The following is a 15,496-nucleotide window of genomic DNA, read 5'->3' as shown; positions in this document are numbered from 1 at the left end:
CGCTCTCCAACTTCACCCGATGACGCGCCGCTTCCCCCAGACACATGGGCGGCGCGAGGAGAACCGTCATGCTCAAGGAACGCCGTCAGGCCGCCGAGGCCGTCGCCGAAGCCCTGTTCGCCGCCGAGAAGGCCATCGACGCGGCCATCGCCAGCACCGCCGCCCTGACCACCCTGATGCCGGCCTCGCGGGAAGCCGCCAACCTGTCGGTGATGGTCGGCCAGGACGCCCTGATCAGCGCGATCGAGACGATGCGCGCCCTGGGCGTGGCCCGGCAGAACATCCTCGAAACCCACCAGGGCCTCAGCAAGGCCCAGCACGACATCGGCCTCTCGGCCGTTTCCTTCGGCGGCGGCGGCAAGAAGCCGCCCCCCAGCTTGATCGGCAGCCTGCGGGCCGTGCCGACCACGCGCGAAGTCGCCTGAACCCTCCCCCCTCAGGCCTCGCGCCGCGGGCCCGACCACTGCACCCCCACATGTGATCGGGCCCGCGACTTGGTGGATCGGTTTCGGCCGCGGATCAGGTTATCCTGCCGAAACCTCGCCCCCCAGAAAACACCGCGGATGTACGTCCAGACCCCCGACCAGCTGTTCAGCCTCGCCGTGCTGCTGACCTGTTGCGGCTTCGCCATCTGGCGCGGACGCTGGGTCGAGCGGGTCGCTGCGACGGCCATGGTCGCGGCCTGGTTCGTCAGCCCCCTGGTGCAGGACGACCAGCAGACCCTCGGCGCCCAGAGCGGCGTGCTGGTGGTCGACATGCTGCTGCTGCTGGTGCTGCTCTACCTGGCCCTCACCTCGGATCGCTGGTGGACCATGGCGGCCGTGGCCTTCCAGGGCGTCAGCGCCCTGGTTCATCTGGCCGCCGCGATCGACAGGCAGATCATCCCCCGCGCCTATTACGTGGCCGGCAGCCTGCTCAGTTACCTGGTGATGGGCGCCCTTTTGATCGGCGCCTGGAACGCCGGACGGCGCTCCGGACCTCGTCCAGACCGGCTGGCCTGATCTCGCCGCGCCTCCTTACGATCATTTAATCCGGTGAACAGCGTTTCTCGGCTAGAAGGCGTTGGCTGTTCAAATAATCGGAGCTGAGGTGGTCGTGCATCAACGGATCAAACAACGCGGCCTGCGTTCGACTGCGTTACCCGTGGTGCTCTGCATCGGCGTCCTGGGGCTGGCCGCTTGCGACCATGGCGACAAGGCCAAGGCCAAGACGCCCAAGCCCTCGCAGACCGCCAGCCAGACCGTCAGCGTCGCCGTGGTGAGCATCCAGTCGCTGCCGCGGATCATCAACGCCTCCGGCACCGTCACGCCCTGGGAAGAGGTGCCCGTCGGCGCCGAGACCGGCGGCCTGACCGCCGTGTCGGTCAACGCCGAGGAAGGCCAGACCGTACGCCAGGGCCAGATCCTGGTCGCCCTGAACGACACCATGCTGCGCGCCCAGTTGCGCCAGCAGGAAGCCGCCGTGGCCAGCGCCAAGGCCACCCTGGCCGAGGCCCAGGCGGCGCTGGGCCGCTCGCGCGAGCTGCAGGCCAAGGGCTATCTGTCGCAAGCCTCGCTCGACACCGCCACCGCCCGCCAGCAGACGGCCCTCGCCCAGCTGGCGGCCGCCGACGCCTCGCGCAACGAGACCACCGCCCGCCTCGGCCAGGCCGCCATCCGCGCGCCGGTCTCGGGCCTGATCAGCCGCCGCAGCGTCACCAAGGGCCAGATCGTCTCGGCCGGGACCGAGCTGTTCCGCATCGTCCGCGACGGCCGACTGGAGCTGGACGCCGAGGTCCCCGAAGCCGACCTGCTGGCCATCCAGGCCGGCATGCCCGCCACGGTAACCTCCGACCAGGTCGGCCAGACCACCGGCACGGTCCGCATCGTCACGTCCGAGGTCAACGTCCAGACCCGCGTCGGTCTGGCCCGCATCAGCCTGGCGCCCGGCGGCGGCTTCCGCTCGGGCATGTTCGCCCGCGCCCAGATCGCGGCCGGCAACCGCCCCGCCCCGACCATCCCGACCGCCGCCATCCTCTACCGCCAGAACCAGCCCGGCGTGTTCGTGGTCGGCGCCAACAACCACGCCCGCTTCCGGCGCATCGACATCCTGGCGCGCAACGCCGACATGACGTCGGCCGAAGGCCTGAACGCCGGCGAGCGCGTCGTGGTCGACGGGGCGGGCTTCCTGGGCGACAACGACGCGGTGCGCATCGCCGCCGCCGCGCCGACGGCCCGGGCGGCTCCCGCCGTCGCCGCCAAGCGCTAGGGGATCGCGATGGAAAATCCGAGCCCTAACCACAACAACATCTCGCGCTGGGCGATCAAGAACCCGATCCCCGTCATCCTGCTGTTCGTGCTGCTCACCCTGGCCGGGATCTCCGGCTTCACCAGCATGCGCATCAACGACAACCCGGACGTCGACCTGCCGCTGGTGATCGTCAACGCCTCGCGCCCCGGCGCGGCCCCGACCGAGCTGGAGACCCAGGTCACGCGGCTGATCGAGGACTCGATCGCCGGCCTGGGCCAGGTTCGCCACATCAGCTCGACGGTCGGCGACGGCTATTCCTCGACCTTCATCGAGTTCGAGCTGGGCGTCGACCACGAGCGGGTCACCAACGACGTCCGCAACGCCATGTCCAACCTGCAGAGCTCGCTGCCGCAGGACATGCAGATCCCCAACGTCACGCGCATCGACATCTCGGGCAATCCGCTGATCACCTACGTGGTCCAGGCCCCGACGCTGACGCCCGAACAACGCAGCTGGTTCGTCGACCACGACGTCAGCCGGGCCCTGCTGGCCATCAAGGGCATCGGCGAGGTCAATCGCCAGGGCGGCGTCAGCCGCGAGATCCAGGTGGCGCTCGATCCAGATCGCCTGGCGGCGCGCGGGGTCACGGCGGCCGAGGTCAGCCAGGCGCTGCAATCGGCCAACGCCGACCTGCCGGGCGGGCGGGTGACCGTCTCGGGCTCCGAGCGCGCCATCCGCACCCTGGGCGCGGCCAACACCGTCGACCAGTTGCGCGAGACCCGCGTCCAGCTGAACAACGGCGAGACCGTGCGCCTGGGCGACCTGGGCGAGGTCACCGACCACTGGGCCGAGCCGCGCGATCAGGCGCGCTTCAACAACCAGGAAGTCGTGACCTTCAACATGGTCCGCTCGCGCGGCGCCTCCGAGGTCAAGGTCGCCGAGAAGGTCCGCGAGGAGGTCGAGAAGCTCGACAAGGCGCACCCCGAACTGCAGATCGTCGAACTGACCTCGAATGTGAAATACATCGAGGACAGCTACTACGCTTCGCTCGAGGCGCTGGGCCTGGGCGCCCTGCTGGCGGTGCTGGTGGTGCTGCTGTTCCTGCGCGACTGGCGCGCCACCTTCCTCGCCGCCGTGGCCATCCCGCTGTCGCTGCTGCCGACCTTCGCGGTCATGGCGCCGCTGGGCCAGTCGCTGAACGGCGTCACCCTGCTGGCCCTGTCCTTGACCGTCGGGATCCTGGTCGACGACGCCATCGTCGAGATCGAGAACATCGTCCGCCACATGCGCGGGGGCAAATCGCCCTACCACGCGGCCATGGAGGCCGCCGACGAGATCGGTCTGGCGGTCGTGGCCACCACCTTCACCATCGTGGCGGTGTTCGCGCCGGTCGGCTTCATGCCGGGGATCATCGGCCAGTTCTTCAAGGCCTTCGCCCTGGCGGCTTGCGTTTCGGTGCTGTTCTCCCTGGTGGTCGCCCGCATGCTGACGCCGTTGATGGGCGCCTACATGCTCAAGGCCCACCACAAGCCGGACAAGGATCCGGCGTGGATGGGCCCCTATCTGAAGAGCCTGAACTGGTCGCTGTCGCACAAGGTCGTCGTGGCCCTGCTGGCCATTCCGATGCTGATCGGCACCGGCTTCCTGGCCACGCGCCTGCCGTTCGAGTTCCAGCCGGCGGCCGACCGCGGCCGCGCGCCGTTCAGCGTCGAACTGCCGCCCGGCGCGACGCTGAACGAGACCGACGCCATCGCCCAGCGCATGACCCGCGACCTGCTGGCCCGTCCCGAAGTGACCGGGGTCTACGCCGCGGTCGGCAGCGACGGCGTCAACAAGGCCTCGCTGACCGCCGACCTGACGCCCAAGGGCGAACGGATGAGCCAGCGCGACTTCAGCCGCCTGATGGTCGACCAGTTCAAGGCGATCCCCGGCGCGCGGATCGGGGCCGGCAGCAACAACGGCGGCGGTCCCAGCGACGGGTCCAGCTACACCCTGCGTCTGGTCGGCGACAACGGCCAGCAACTGGAAGCCGCCGCCCGCTCGGTCGAGGCCCAGATGCGCACCGTCCCGGGCCTGGCCAACGTGGTCAACACCGCGGCCATCGCCCGTCCGGAGATCATCGTCTCGCCCAAGCCCGACCAGGCCGCGCGGGCCGGCGTCTCGGCCGGCGCGATCTCGCAGGCCGTGCGGGTCGCCACGATCGGCGATATCGACCAGTCCCTGCCCAAGTACAATCTGGGCGACCGCCAGGTGCCGATCCGTCTGCGCCTGACCGACGACGCGCGCGAGAACATGTCGGTGCTCGAGACCCTCAAGGTCCCGTCCAGCCACGGCGGTTCGGTGCCGCTGAACGCGGTGGCCGACGTGCGCTACGGCGCCGGCCCGTCGCAGATCTCGCGTCAGGACCGGGCCCGGGTGGCCGAGATCACCGCCGAACTCGACGGCATCGTGGTCGGCGAGGCCAGCAAGCGGGTCCACGAGCTGTCGTCGGTCAAGACCCTGCCGGCCGGCGTCAAGGAAGTGGCGGCCGGCGACGCCGAGTTCATCCAGGAGATGGTCAGCGGCTTCGCCGCCGCCCTGATCACCGGCATCCTGCTGATGTACGTCGTGCTGGTGCTGCTGTTCCGCAGCTTCGCCCACCCGGTGACCATCATGGCCGCCCTGCCCCTGGCGATCGGCGGCGCCTTCGGGCTGCTGGTCCTGGTCAAGAGCAGCTTCTCGATGGCGACCCTGATCGGCATCCTGATGCTGCTGGGCATCGCGGCCAAGAACTCGATCCTGCTGGTCGAGTACGCGATCATGGCCATGAAGGGCGGCATGACCCGCCGCGAGGCCCTGCTCGACGCCGCCCACAAGCGGGCCCGGCCGATCATCATGACCACGGTCGCCATGGCCGCGGGCATGATGCCGGTGGCCCTGGGCTTCGGCGCCGACGTCGAGTTCCGCGCCCCGATGGCCATCGCGGTCATCGGCGGCCTGATCACCTCGACCTTCCTGTCGCTGCTCTACATCCCGGTGGTGTTCGTGTTCATGGACATGCTGAAGAACTGGTCCGGCAAGATCGTCGACAACATGTTCAAGCACCAGCACGCCGCGCCCAGCCACACGCACGGGCACAAGCCCGAGCCGATCATCAGCGGCGGCGGCCGGGAGCTTTAACCCCGGCCCCTAGCGTCGGACGCCAAGTCAAACCCCTCGTCCCAGCGGCGAGGGGTTTATTTTTGGCTTGTCCCCGCCCCCGGCATCGGGTCTCGATCGGAGCAGCCGGCGCGACTCGCCGGCCCAGGGCCCTACGATGAACTCCGATCTCGACACCGACACCGCCGCCGCGCGGGCCCTCTTCCAGTCGCTGGAGGGCATGGAAGGCCTGTCGCGCCCCGAACCCGCCGTCGCGACGAAGGCCCGGGCTCGCTTCCCCGGCCAGGCGGCCCTGATCAAGCTCTATCCCGGCGTGCTGGTGGCGGTGACCATCGCCCTGGCCTCGCAATGGCTGGCCCAGCACTACGGCGCGCCGGTCATGCTGTTCGCCCTGCTGTTCGGCATGACCTTCCACTTCCTGCACCAGGAAGGCCGCTGCATCCCGGGCATCGAGTTCTCGTCCAAGGCCATCCTGCGGTTCGGCGTCGCCCTGCTGGGCGCGCGCATCACCGCCAGCCAGATCCTGGGTCTGGGCCTGACGCCGATCATCACGGTGATCGTCGGCATCGGCTCGACCATCGCCCTGGGCGCGTTCCTGGCCAAACGGATGGGCCTGCGCTCCAGCTTCGGCGTGCTGTCGGGCGGCGCGGTCGGCATCTGCGGGGCCTCGGCGGCCCTGGCCATCGCCTCGGTCCTGCCGCGCGGCAAGGACGCCGAGCGCGACACCATCCTGGCCGTCGTCACAGTCACGGCCCTGTCGACCATCGCCATGATCACCTATCCGCTGCTGACCGCGGCCCTGCACCTGGACCACACCCGGGCGGGGATTTTCCTGGGCGGCACCATCCACGACGTCGCCCAGGTGGTGGGCGCCGGCTACATGATCTCGCCCCACACCGGCGACGTGGCGACCTATGTGAAGCTGCTGCGGGTGACCATGCTGCTGCCGGTGGTGTTCGGCATCGCCTTCGTCGTGGCCCGCATGGGTCCCGGCGCGACCGGCGGCGCCAGGCCGACCGTGCCGCTGTTCCTGATCGGCTTCGCGGTGCTGGTGATCGTCAACAGCCTGGGCTGGCTGGCCAAGCCGGTCACCGACGCGGCCAACGAGGTGTCGCGCTGGTGCCTGGTCACGGCCATCGCGGGCCTGGGCATGAAGACCTCGTTCAAGGACTTGATGACCGCCGGCTGGCGGCCCGTGGCGCTGATGGTCTTCGAGACGATCTGGATCGCCGGGGTGGTGCTGGTCGCCGTGGAGTTCTTCACCTAGCCGCCGTCTGGGCGGGGATCGCCCGCAGCGCTTGGGCCACCAGCGGCGCCAGGCGGTCGCCGATCACCCGCGCCCCCGCCGCGTTGGGGTGGATGCCGTCGCCCTGCATCAGCTGTCGCGAGCCGCCGACCCCGGCCAGGATATTGGGATAGAGCGGCGCCGAGAACTCGCGCGCCAGGGCCGGATAGACGGCGTTGAACTCCCGCGCATAGGCCTGGCCGAACAACGTCGGCGCGCCGACCCCGACCAGCACCACGCCGATCCGCCGGTCGCGCAGGCTCTGCAGGATGGCGCGCAGATTGGCCTTGGTCACCCGGGGCTCGATCCCCTGCAGCAGGTCGTTGCCGCCCAGGGCGACGACGCACAGGGCGGTGTCGCGCGCGACGCTGTAATTGACCCGCGCCAAGCCGCCGCCGCTGGTTTCGCCAGGCACTCCAGCCGCCCGCACCGTGGCGGCGACGCCCATCCGGATCAGGGCCGCCTGCAGCTGGGCGGGCATGGCGGCTCGCGCCGGAAGGCCGAGACCCGAGGTGATGGAATCGCCCAGCACGGTGATCACCGGCGGCCTGGCGACCGGGCGCGGTCCGGCCGCGACCTGGGTGGCGAGCAGAAGGCCGGCGAGCATCCGGCGACGGTCGAGAAAGCGCGGTGCGGCGAAGCTCATGGCTTCCTATGTGACGTGGCTGTCGTGCAGACAATGTCCACGAAATCAGGAAGTTTCATGACCGCTTCGGTTGCGGACGATCTTTCGTCGGCGGCGACGGCTTGGTGGCGGCAGGCGGCGCCGGCGTCGGAGGCGGCGCGAGCAGCGGGTCGCCAGGACGGCCCGAGCCGGACAGCGGCAGGCTGTTGATCGGCACGCCCGGCAGCATCGGCTCGCCGGTCCACTCCCAGTGCCAGGGCTCGAACACGTAGTTGACGAAGCCGAACCGCCCGGCGTTGGCGACCATCCAGCGATAGGCGTCCGAGCGGCTCATCGCCAGCCGGTTGGGATCGGCGCTGGAGTCCGGCCCGAAGCCCGGCGCGGCGGCGATGAACAGGTCCATGGCCAGGCCCGTGCGGTGGGCCGAGCAGATGGTGCGCGACACGCCCTGGCAGTTGTTGTCCCGCGCGCAACGGGCGGCGTCGGCGGCCGGGTCGCGGAAGCCGGAGAACAGGGTCAGCACGCGCGGATCGCGCACCACCCCCGCCGCCTTGGCCTCGGCGACCATCCGGCGATAGGCGTCCATCGCGCCCGGGCGCAGCTGGATGGTCTTGCCGCCGTAGCTCTCCTCGGGCTTGGCGGTCGACAGGGTCGCCACCGACGGCGCGCCGGGGCAGATCCCCTCGCCGTTGACCTTCACGAACGGCCGCGCCCTATGCCAGCGCACCAGCATGACCTTGAAGGTCTCCGGATCAAAGGTCCCGGTCGACTTCAGCCCATGCCCGCCCTGCCAGCGCGCCAGGGCGGCGGCGAAGCGGGGCGTGCCCGGCGCGCAGGCCGTCTGGATCTCGTAGGTGACGCGGGGGGCGTAGATCTCCCACCCGGTCTCGGGGCGTCCGAACGGCGTCCAGACCATGGTGGTCAGAGAGGCCGCGTTGACCGGCGCGGCGCTGGCCGAGGCCCCGCCGGCGTTGCAGTCCTCGGGCGAGCCGCTTGGCGCCGCCCCGAAGGTCGGGTTGGCCGGCGGATCGTTCGACGGCAGATAGGTCGGCGGCTCGTAGGCCAGCGGCTCGCGCGGCGCCGAGACCGACGGCGGCGGCATGGCCGGCGGGGGACGGCTGGGCCACATCACCCAGGCGAGGAACGCCGCGACGAGGACGAGCAGCACCCCCACAACCCAGATCAGCCGACGCAGGATCTTCAACCGGTGGCTCCTTGGTCCTGAGGACCGCCGTGGAACTTCGCCATGGCTGAAGGCTTGAGAGGGGCAAGGCGTTCCCGCCTCGGAGTTGTTACATGCCCTCGACCCTGCGTCCCGTCGTTCTGCTGCTCGGCTGCATGATGGCCACCACGGCCTGTTCCGACCCCGCGCCCCCGCAGGACAAGCCGGCCGCGTCGAAGCCCGCCGCTCCCGCGCCGCAGCCCGCGCCGCCCCTGGTCGCCGCCCCGCCCGCCCCGGCTCCGGCCGCGCCCTCGCCGATGGCCCAGGCGGTCAACGCCGCCGCCTTCGACCCCGCCGCCACGACGCCCGAGGCCAAGAAGGCCTATCTGACCCGCGCCCAGGTGCTGCTGGACCGCGCCCACTTCTCGCCCGGCGTGATCGACGGCCAGGAGGGCAACAATCTGACCCTGGCGCTCAGCGCCTTCCAGGAGGCCCATCGCCTGACCGTCGACGGCAAGCTGAGCCCCGCGACCTGGGACGCCCTGGCCGCCGACGCCGCTCCGGCCCTGACCGACTACGTGATCACCGAGCAGGACGTCGCCGGCCCGTTCACCCCGGACATCCCCAAGGACGACTACGAGGCGATGGCCAAGCTGCCGGCCATGAACTACGGCACGCCGATGGAGCTGCTGGCCGAGAAGTTCCACATGGACGAGCCGCTGCTGCAGGCCCTCAATCCCGGCGTCGACTTCGCCAAGGCCGGGACCACGATCATCGTCGCCGCGCTCGGCCCCGACGGGCTGGACGGCAAGGTCACCCGCATCGAGATCGACAACGCCAAGGGGACGCTGAAGGCCTATGCCGACGGCGACAAGCTGCTGGCGGTCTATCCGGCCACGGTGGGCAGCACCGAGCGCCCGGCCCCGGTCGGCGAATGGGCGGTCAACACGCTGGCCCCGAACCCGACCTACACCTACGACCCCACGCGCCTGACGTTCGGCAAGCCGACCGGCAAGCTTACCATCAAGGCCGGGCCAAACAATCCGGTGGGCTCGACTTGGATCGACCTGACCAAGGACACTTTCGGCATCCACGGCACGCCCGATCCGAGGCTGGTCAACAAGCGGGCCTCGCATGGCTGCGTGCGCCTGACCAACTGGGACGCGGCGGAGCTGGGCAAGGCCGTGCAGAAGGGGGCGAAGGTGGTGTTCCGGGGCAAGCCGGTGCGGTGAGCACTTGCCCCCTACGGACCGCTGCGCGGTCGTCTTCCCCCACGGGGGGAAGAGGGCGCGGTGCATCGGCAACCCTCCGCCCCCTTTGGGGGCGGACAGACCGCGAAACGGTCAGGTGGGGGCAAGTGGGTGAGCCGCTAGATCGCCACCCGCAACCCCACCCGCACCACACGCGGCGCGGCATACCCCGCCACCCCATCCGCCGTCCGTGACGTCTGGATGTTCGCGTCCAGCAGGTTGTCGCCCGCCACATAGGCCGTCACCAGCGGCCGCACGCGCCAGTCCAGCCGCGCGTCCAGCCGATAGGCCGGGTCGAGCACGCGGCTGTTGAGATCGTCCTCGAACCGCTTGCCCTCCCAGGTCAGGTCGGTGGCCAAGGTCAGCTTTTCGGTCAGCTCGGCCGACAGCCCCGCCGTGGCGCTCCAGATCGGGGCTTGAGCCGGGCGTTTGCCGGTCAGCTGCGGGGCGGTCGAACCGCCGTCCAGCCGCGCGTCGGTGACCGACAGGGCCGAGCTGAGGGTCACGACCCCGACCTTGCGCTCGGCGCGGCCTTCCAGCCCGAAGGCGTCGATCGTCCCGGCGTTCTGGCGCTGGCGCAGCACGCCGCCGGCCGGGACGAAGCCGCCGATCGGGAAGGTCCCGGGACCGGCGCCCAGGGTGACGTTGACGATCGGATCGTCGATCCGGTTCCAGAACGCCGTGGCCTCGACCAGCCCCTTGGCGCCCTTGTGCGAGACGCCCGCCTCCAGTCCCTGCAGCCGCTCGGGCTTCAGCCCCGCATTGGCCTCGGTGACGTCGTTGCCCACCCGGAACGGGCGGTAGAGCTCGTTGAGGCTGGCGGGCCGGAAGCCGGTGTAGCCGGCCGCCCGCGCAGTGGTCCCGTCGCCGATCTCGCGGGTGACGCCCAGGCGGCCGCTGACCACCTCGCCGTCGCGGTCGGCCGGGCGCTGGTCCAGCAGCACCGCCCCGGTCAGGACGTTGCGCTCGACGCGGAAGCCGTCGGTGTTTTCCCAATGGTCGAGCCGCAGGCCGCCGGCCACCAGCCACGGACCCTGCGTCCACGAACCGTCGGCATAGGCCCCGACCACCGAGGTCTTGCCGCCCGCCACGCGGTTGCGGGTGTAGGCGCCGCCGGAATAGCTGTAGCGCTCGCGCTCCTCGCCGTCGTTGAGGCGGGCGTCGGCGCCCAGTTCCCACTCCACGCCGCCGATCTTCTGGCGCAGGGCGCCGTTCAGGCCCCAGCCGGTGGCCGGCGTCTTGTCCTGGCTGTTGGCCGGCGTGGTCGCCGAGCGGTTGGCGGCCACCGAGACCGAGCTGTTGAACAGGTCGCTGGTCCGTCGCCAGGCCTGCAGCCGCCAGCCCAGGGCGTCGCCGCGCGGGGTGCGCACCAGGGTGGCGCTGAACACGTTGCCCGAGGCGTTGGCGCGCGCGCCGGCCAGGCCCGCCCCGCGATCCTCCTCGAAGAACCCGCCGCGCAGCGACAGAAGGCCCAGGCCCGTGGCCATGTCGACGCGGCCGGAGATGCTCTTGGCCTCGAGGTCGGTCCGGGTGTCGGCCGCGCCCTGGGCGTCGCCTCGCACCGGCACGTAGCCGTCGGACTTGTCGTAGGAGGCCGCGCCGAAGAATTCGAACCGCCCCAGGGTCGAGACCGCCGCCGCCGAGGCGCGTCGCGAGCCCAGTTCGCCGACCGAGACGTCGCCGGCGATGCCCGCGTCGCGCTCCTTCAGGCCGATGACGCCGGTCAGGGCGCCGGCCCCGTAGGGCCCCGCCCCCGCCCCGCGCACGATGTCGACGCCGCTCAGCGACTCCGGCGCCAGCTGCGACCAGATCACCCAGCCGCCGAACGGATCGTTCAGCGGCACGCCGTCCAGGGTGACCAGGGTCCGGCCCGCGCCCGACGGGGCGATGGCCCGCAGGCTGATCCCTTGCGTGGTCGGATTGGCCGACAGGCTGGAAGTGCGCCGGAACAGCGAGACCCCCGGCGTCTGACCGACCGCCTCGTCGACCCGCTGGGATTTGGCCAGGTCACGCTCGCTCAGATGCACCGCCGAGAACGCCGCCTCGGACGCGGCCGGCGGCAAGCGGGCGGCGGTGACGATCACCTGTTCGACATAGGGCGCTTCGGCGGGAGGCGGGCTGTCGAAGGGCATGCGAGACTCTCACTCGGGCGAACGCTGGGCACCAGCTGAACCGTTGGCGCGACGAAAGAATGGCGGCGCGCGACGGCGCAACTTCTTTCTGTCGCTTGCACAGTAAGACTGACCTTCCTAAGCTCGAACCAAGGCGCGGAACGACGCTGGGACGCTGGAGCACGCCATGAAGATTGATCGCCTGCCGCCGGTCCGCACCTCGCTCCAGCCGACCAACCATCCCTACATGACCGGCGCCTGGACGCCGCTGCACGAGGAGGTCGACGCGGTCGATCTGGAGGTGCTGGAAGGCGCGATCCCGACCGACCTGGACGGCGTCTACCTGCGCAACACCGAGAACCCCGTGCACCAGCCGCTGGGCCGCTATCACCCGTTCGACGGCGACGGCATGGTGCATCAGATCGAATTCAAGGACGGCGCGGCCAGCTACCGCAACCGCTTCATCCGCACCCGCGGCTTCGAGGCCGAGCAGGAGGCGGGCGAGAGCCTGTGGGGCGGGCTGGCCGACAGCCCGGGCACGTCCAAGCGGCCGGGCTTCGGCGCCCATGGAAGCCTGAAGGACACCGCCAGCACCGACATCGTCGTCCATCGCGGCGAGGCGATCGCCACCTTCTACCAGTGCGGCGAGGCCTATCGCCTGGATCCCCTGACCCTGGAGAACCTGGGCGTCGCGGCCTGGGCCCCGCTGGACGGCGTCTCGGCCCACGCCAAGGTCGACGAGGCCACCAGCGAGCTATTGTTCTTCAACTACTCCAAGCACGCGCCCTACATGCACTACGGCGTGGTCGACGCCTCGGGCCGGCGCACGGTCTACCAGCCGATCGACCTGCCCGGCCCGCGCCTGCCGCACGACATGGCGTTCACGGCCAACTGGTCGATCCTCAACGACCTGCCGGTGTTCTGGGACGCCGGCCTGCTGGAGCGCGACATCCACGCCGTGCGCCTGCACAAGGGCGTGCCCTCGCGGTTCGGCATCGTCCCCCGCCACGGCGGCGAGGTCCGCTGGTTCGAAGCCGCCCCGACCTACGTGCTGCACTGGCTCAATGCCTATGAGGACGGCGACGAGATCGTGCTCGACGGTTACTTCCAGGAGAACCCCACCCCGCGCCCGCTGGAGGACGCGCCCGAGGGCCACGGCCACCTGATGGCCTATCTGGACGAGCACAGCTTCCGGCCCCGGCTGCATCGCTGGCGGTTCAACTTGGCGACCGGCGAGACCACCGAGCGGCACCTGGACGAGCGGATCCTGGAGTTCGGGATGTTCAACCAGGCCTATGCGGGGCGGCCCTACCGCTACGCCTATTCCACCACCGCCAAGCCGGGCTGGTTCCTGTTCAACGGCTTCGTCAAGCACGACCTGGAGACGGGCGTGAGCTGGTCCCTGCCGCTGGAGCCCGGCCGCTACGCCAGCGAGGCTCCGTTCGCGCCGCGCGTCGGCGCGACGACCGAGGACGACGGCTATCTGGTCAGCTTCATCATCGACGAGAACCGGGGGACGTCGGAGTGCCTGGTGGTCGACGCCCGGACCATGACCCCGACCTGCCGGATCGCCCTGCCGCACAAGATCAGCAGCGGGACGCACGCGGTGTGGGCCGGGCGGCATCTCCTGAACCCTCTCCCATAGGGAGAGGGAGGGGCCCGTCGCGAAGCGATGGGAGGGCGAGGGGTTACGCCGCCAACGCTTTCTTCGAACGCCCTGCCTGCACGCCGTCAGGCGCCTTAACCCCTTCATTCGTCGGCTATGCCGACACCTTCTCCCGCAAGGGGAGAAGGATCCTGGCTCCTAGCAGCTCCCCGGATTATCCCGCTTCAGCACGCAGATCATCTTGGCGGCCCGCGCCGGACCGTAGACGGCGACCAGCCGGGTCTCGAAGAAGGCCCACTTGTTGCGGGTGTCCAGGGCGGCGACGTTCATGGCGCGGGTGTAGGCCCCGCCCGCGCCGCGGGCGGCGCCGGCGGTGTCCTTGTTCAGCGTCGCGTGCTTGATCCGCCCGCCGCAATACAGCGACTCCGGAAAGCCGTCGTAGCAGCCGCTGATCAGGCCGGTCGGGAACGTCACCGGCGTGGGGCCAAGCCAGGGCGCCGGTCCGGTGTTGTTCAGCCCTTGCGGATTGGCGATCGACGGCGTGGCGCGCGGCGCGTCGATCCAATTGCTGTGCGAGTAGAAGTCCTGGGCGGCGTGGAAGGCCATGCCCATGTCCTCGAAGACGTTGCACTTGGCCCGACCCTTAGCGCCGTTGAAGGTGCAGCCGCCCCAGATGCTGGTGCTGTCCAGCTGCAGGTTCGGCTTCACCAGACCGGCGGCGTCGGTCACCGCGGCGTTGATGTTGTTGAGGATGTAGGTGCGGCACGAGGTCAGGATGCTCTGGGCGGTGGCCGCGCTCTGCGGATAGGCGCCGGGGGCGAAGAAGTCGCCGCCGTCGCAATGGGCCGCCTTGCTGCTCATCAGGCCCCGCGTCGGGTTGTCGGGCGCGCCGACCGCGCCCCAGGTGCCGTTCTTGCCGGCGATCTCGCTCATGGAGTCCGCGCCGAACCCGAACGTAGCCAGGCCCGAGCGGGTGATGCGCTCGTGCTCGGCGTTCTGGCCCAGGCTGCGGATGGTGCCGAAGGCCTGGGCCCGCGGGGTGAGCGCCTGGGGCGCGAGCAGGATCGAGGCGGCCGCGACCGCCAAAGCCATCGAACGCTTACGCATGACGATACCTCCCTGATTATTCAATCGAGGGTTACATGCGTTCGCCTGAAAGTACAGTGCGGCTCAGCCCTTGGGAAACCACGGCACGAAGCCCGAGGTGCGGGCGACATAGGCCTCGTAGTCCGGGCGTTTGCGGCGCATCCGTCCCTCGACGGTCGGCACGCCGCTCCAGCGGGTCAGCAGGAAGGTGATCAGGATCGGCCCCGGCAGGGCCCAGGCGCCCAGGCCCGTCTCGGCGGCGATCAGGTACAGGCCCCACCACACGCAGGCGTCGCCGAAATAGTTCGGATGGCGGGTGTAGCGCCACAGGCCGGTGTCCAGCACCTTGCCGGCGTTGGCGGGATCGGCCTTGAAGCGCACCAGCTGCCAGTCGCCCACGCTCTCGAAGCAGAGGCCGATCAAGGTCAGGACCGTTCCAGCGACCGCCAGCCAGCCCAGCGGCGCCGAGATCACCTGACCCAGTTGCACCGGCAGGGCCACGACGACCTGCAGCAGGTATTGCAGCAGGAAGACGATCAGTCCCGAGGCCTTGGCGAAGCTCCAGCCGCGCGTCGTCTCGGCGTGGGCCATCATGGTCACGTAGCGGCGGTCCGGCCCCTGCTTGCGCCAGCGCCACAGCAGGTAGCCGCCCAAGCGGATGGCCCAGGCCGTGCAGAGCCCGGTCAGCAGCACGCCGTGCGGCGTGGCGCCGACCTGGATCAGCGTGGTCCAGGCGATCATCGCCATGCCCACGCTCCACCAGGCGTCGACGAAGCTGACGTCCCTCAGGCGGAGGCCGACCAGCCAGAGGGCCACGAAGGCGACGGCGGAGACGGCGGCGTTGATCAGGAGGAGGGTCAGCAGGGGCACAGGCGAAACTTTCGGAGACGACGGAAGGAAGGCCCTCCCCCTGTGGGGGAGGCGGCGCGAAGGCGCCGGTGGGGGGAGTGGTCCCACCTCACCGCTACTCCCCCCTCCGTCGGCTGCGCCGACACCTCCCCCAC

At 70.4% G+C, this 15,496-nt stretch carries 12 protein-coding genes; 7 read left to right on the top strand and 5 right to left on the bottom strand.

What is annotated here, in order from left to right; all coding sequences use genetic code 11:
- Window positions 1-68 precede the first annotated feature (68 nt).
- From AC1DYP_RS10810 to AC1DYP_RS10790, 5 genes are all read left to right on the top strand, one after another.
- Complete coding sequence (locus AC1DYP_RS10810; protein WP_477032019.1) at window positions 69-425, top strand: hypothetical protein; 357 nt, start codon at window positions 69-71, stop codon at window positions 423-425.
- 138 nt (window positions 426-563) lie between these two features.
- A complete protein-coding gene (locus AC1DYP_RS10805; protein ID WP_477046330.1) occupies window positions 564-1,001 on the top strand; it encodes a hypothetical protein in 438 nt (145 codons plus the stop codon).
- Window positions 1,002-1,143: 142 nt separating this feature from the next.
- On the top strand, window positions 1,144-2,247 hold the full coding sequence (locus tag AC1DYP_RS10800) for an efflux RND transporter periplasmic adaptor subunit (protein WP_477046329.1): 1,104 nt from the start codon (window positions 1,144-1,146) through the stop codon (window positions 2,245-2,247).
- 9 nt (window positions 2,248-2,256) lie between these two features.
- Window positions 2,257-5,388 carry an efflux RND transporter permease subunit gene (locus AC1DYP_RS10795; protein WP_477046328.1) on the top strand — a complete coding sequence of 1,044 codons (3,132 nt, stop codon included), beginning with the start codon at window positions 2,257-2,259 and terminating at the stop codon, window positions 5,386-5,388.
- A gap of 136 nt (window positions 5,389-5,524) precedes the next feature.
- Window positions 5,525-6,634, top strand: coding sequence for a YeiH family protein (locus tag AC1DYP_RS10790; protein ID WP_477046327.1), 1,110 nt, complete (start codon window positions 5,525-5,527; stop codon window positions 6,632-6,634).
- On the opposite strand, the gene AC1DYP_RS10785 is transcribed toward AC1DYP_RS10790, so the two are convergent.
- Together AC1DYP_RS10785 and AC1DYP_RS10780 are read right to left on the bottom strand one after the other, a co-directional pair.
- The gene (locus AC1DYP_RS10785) at window positions 6,627-7,298 is read right to left on the bottom strand and encodes an arylesterase (RefSeq protein WP_477046326.1); all 672 of its coding nucleotides are present in this window, start codon (window positions 7,296-7,298) and stop codon (window positions 6,627-6,629) included. The genes AC1DYP_RS10790 and AC1DYP_RS10785 overlap by 8 nt on opposite strands.
- A gap of 55 nt (window positions 7,299-7,353) precedes the next feature.
- Window positions 7,354-8,481, bottom strand: a complete 1,128-nt coding sequence (locus AC1DYP_RS10780; protein WP_477046325.1) for a D-alanyl-D-alanine carboxypeptidase family protein — start codon at window positions 8,479-8,481, stop codon at window positions 7,354-7,356.
- Between the two features lie 92 nt (window positions 8,482-8,573).
- Between AC1DYP_RS10780 and AC1DYP_RS10775 the strand changes: the two genes are divergently transcribed.
- On the top strand, window positions 8,574-9,671 hold the full coding sequence (locus AC1DYP_RS10775) for a L,D-transpeptidase family protein (RefSeq protein ID WP_477046324.1): 1,098 nt from the start codon (window positions 8,574-8,576) through the stop codon (window positions 9,669-9,671).
- A 137-nt stretch (window positions 9,672-9,808) separates the two neighbouring features.
- Here AC1DYP_RS10775 and AC1DYP_RS10770 read toward each other — a convergent pair whose 3' ends face one another.
- The gene (locus tag AC1DYP_RS10770) at window positions 9,809-11,821 is read right to left on the bottom strand and encodes a TonB-dependent receptor (RefSeq protein ID WP_477046323.1); all 2,013 of its coding nucleotides are present in this window, start codon (window positions 11,819-11,821) and stop codon (window positions 9,809-9,811) included.
- A 166-nt stretch (window positions 11,822-11,987) separates the two neighbouring features.
- Here AC1DYP_RS10770 and AC1DYP_RS10765 point away from each other — a divergent pair, with 166 nt between their 5' ends.
- Window positions 11,988-13,445, top strand: a complete 1,458-nt coding sequence (locus tag AC1DYP_RS10765) for a carotenoid oxygenase family protein (RefSeq protein ID WP_477046322.1) — start codon at window positions 11,988-11,990, stop codon at window positions 13,443-13,445.
- A 159-nt stretch (window positions 13,446-13,604) separates the two neighbouring features.
- Here AC1DYP_RS10765 and AC1DYP_RS10760 read toward each other — a convergent pair whose 3' ends face one another.
- Together AC1DYP_RS10760 and AC1DYP_RS10755 are read right to left on the bottom strand one after the other, a co-directional pair.
- Window positions 13,605-14,513, bottom strand: coding sequence for a hypothetical protein (locus AC1DYP_RS10760; RefSeq protein WP_477046321.1), 909 nt, complete (start codon window positions 14,511-14,513; stop codon window positions 13,605-13,607).
- Between the two features lie 63 nt (window positions 14,514-14,576).
- Entirely contained in the window at window positions 14,577-15,362 is a 786-nt protein-coding gene (locus AC1DYP_RS10755) for a DUF1295 domain-containing protein (RefSeq protein ID WP_477046320.1), read from the bottom strand.
- Between the last annotated feature and the right edge of the window lie 134 nt (window positions 15,363-15,496).

The sequence above is a fragment of the Caulobacter sp. P1_D6 genome (assembly GCF_056406095.1).
Note: the sequence above shows the minus strand (reverse complement) of the source record. Positions and strands in the feature narration are given on the sequence as shown.

Bases quoted from the DNA above. Each gene is read 5' to 3' on its own strand.
- AC1DYP_RS10810 (WP_477032019.1), top strand. From the start codon at position 69: ATGCTCAAGGAACGCCGTCAGGCCGCCGAGGCCGTCGCCGAAGCCCTG.
- AC1DYP_RS10805 (WP_477046330.1), top strand. From the start codon at position 564: ATGTACGTCCAGACCCCCGACCAGCTGTTCAGCCTCGCCGTGCTGCTG.
- AC1DYP_RS10795 (WP_477046328.1), top strand. From the start codon at position 2,257: ATGGAAAATCCGAGCCCTAACCACAACAACATCTCGCGCTGGGCGATC.
- AC1DYP_RS10790 (WP_477046327.1), top strand. From the start codon at position 5,525: ATGAACTCCGATCTCGACACCGACACCGCCGCCGCGCGGGCCCTCTTC.
- AC1DYP_RS10785 (WP_477046326.1), bottom strand. From the start codon at position 7,298: ATGAGCTTCGCCGCACCGCGCTTTCTCGACCGTCGCCGGATGCTCGCC.
- AC1DYP_RS10775 (WP_477046324.1), top strand. From the start codon at position 8,574: ATGCCCTCGACCCTGCGTCCCGTCGTTCTGCTGCTCGGCTGCATGATG.
- AC1DYP_RS10770 (WP_477046323.1), bottom strand. From the start codon at position 11,821: ATGCCCTTCGACAGCCCGCCTCCCGCCGAAGCGCCCTATGTCGAACAG.
- AC1DYP_RS10765 (WP_477046322.1), top strand. From the start codon at position 11,988: ATGAAGATTGATCGCCTGCCGCCGGTCCGCACCTCGCTCCAGCCGACC.
- AC1DYP_RS10760 (WP_477046321.1), bottom strand. From the start codon at position 14,513: ATGCGTAAGCGTTCGATGGCTTTGGCGGTCGCGGCCGCCTCGATCCTG.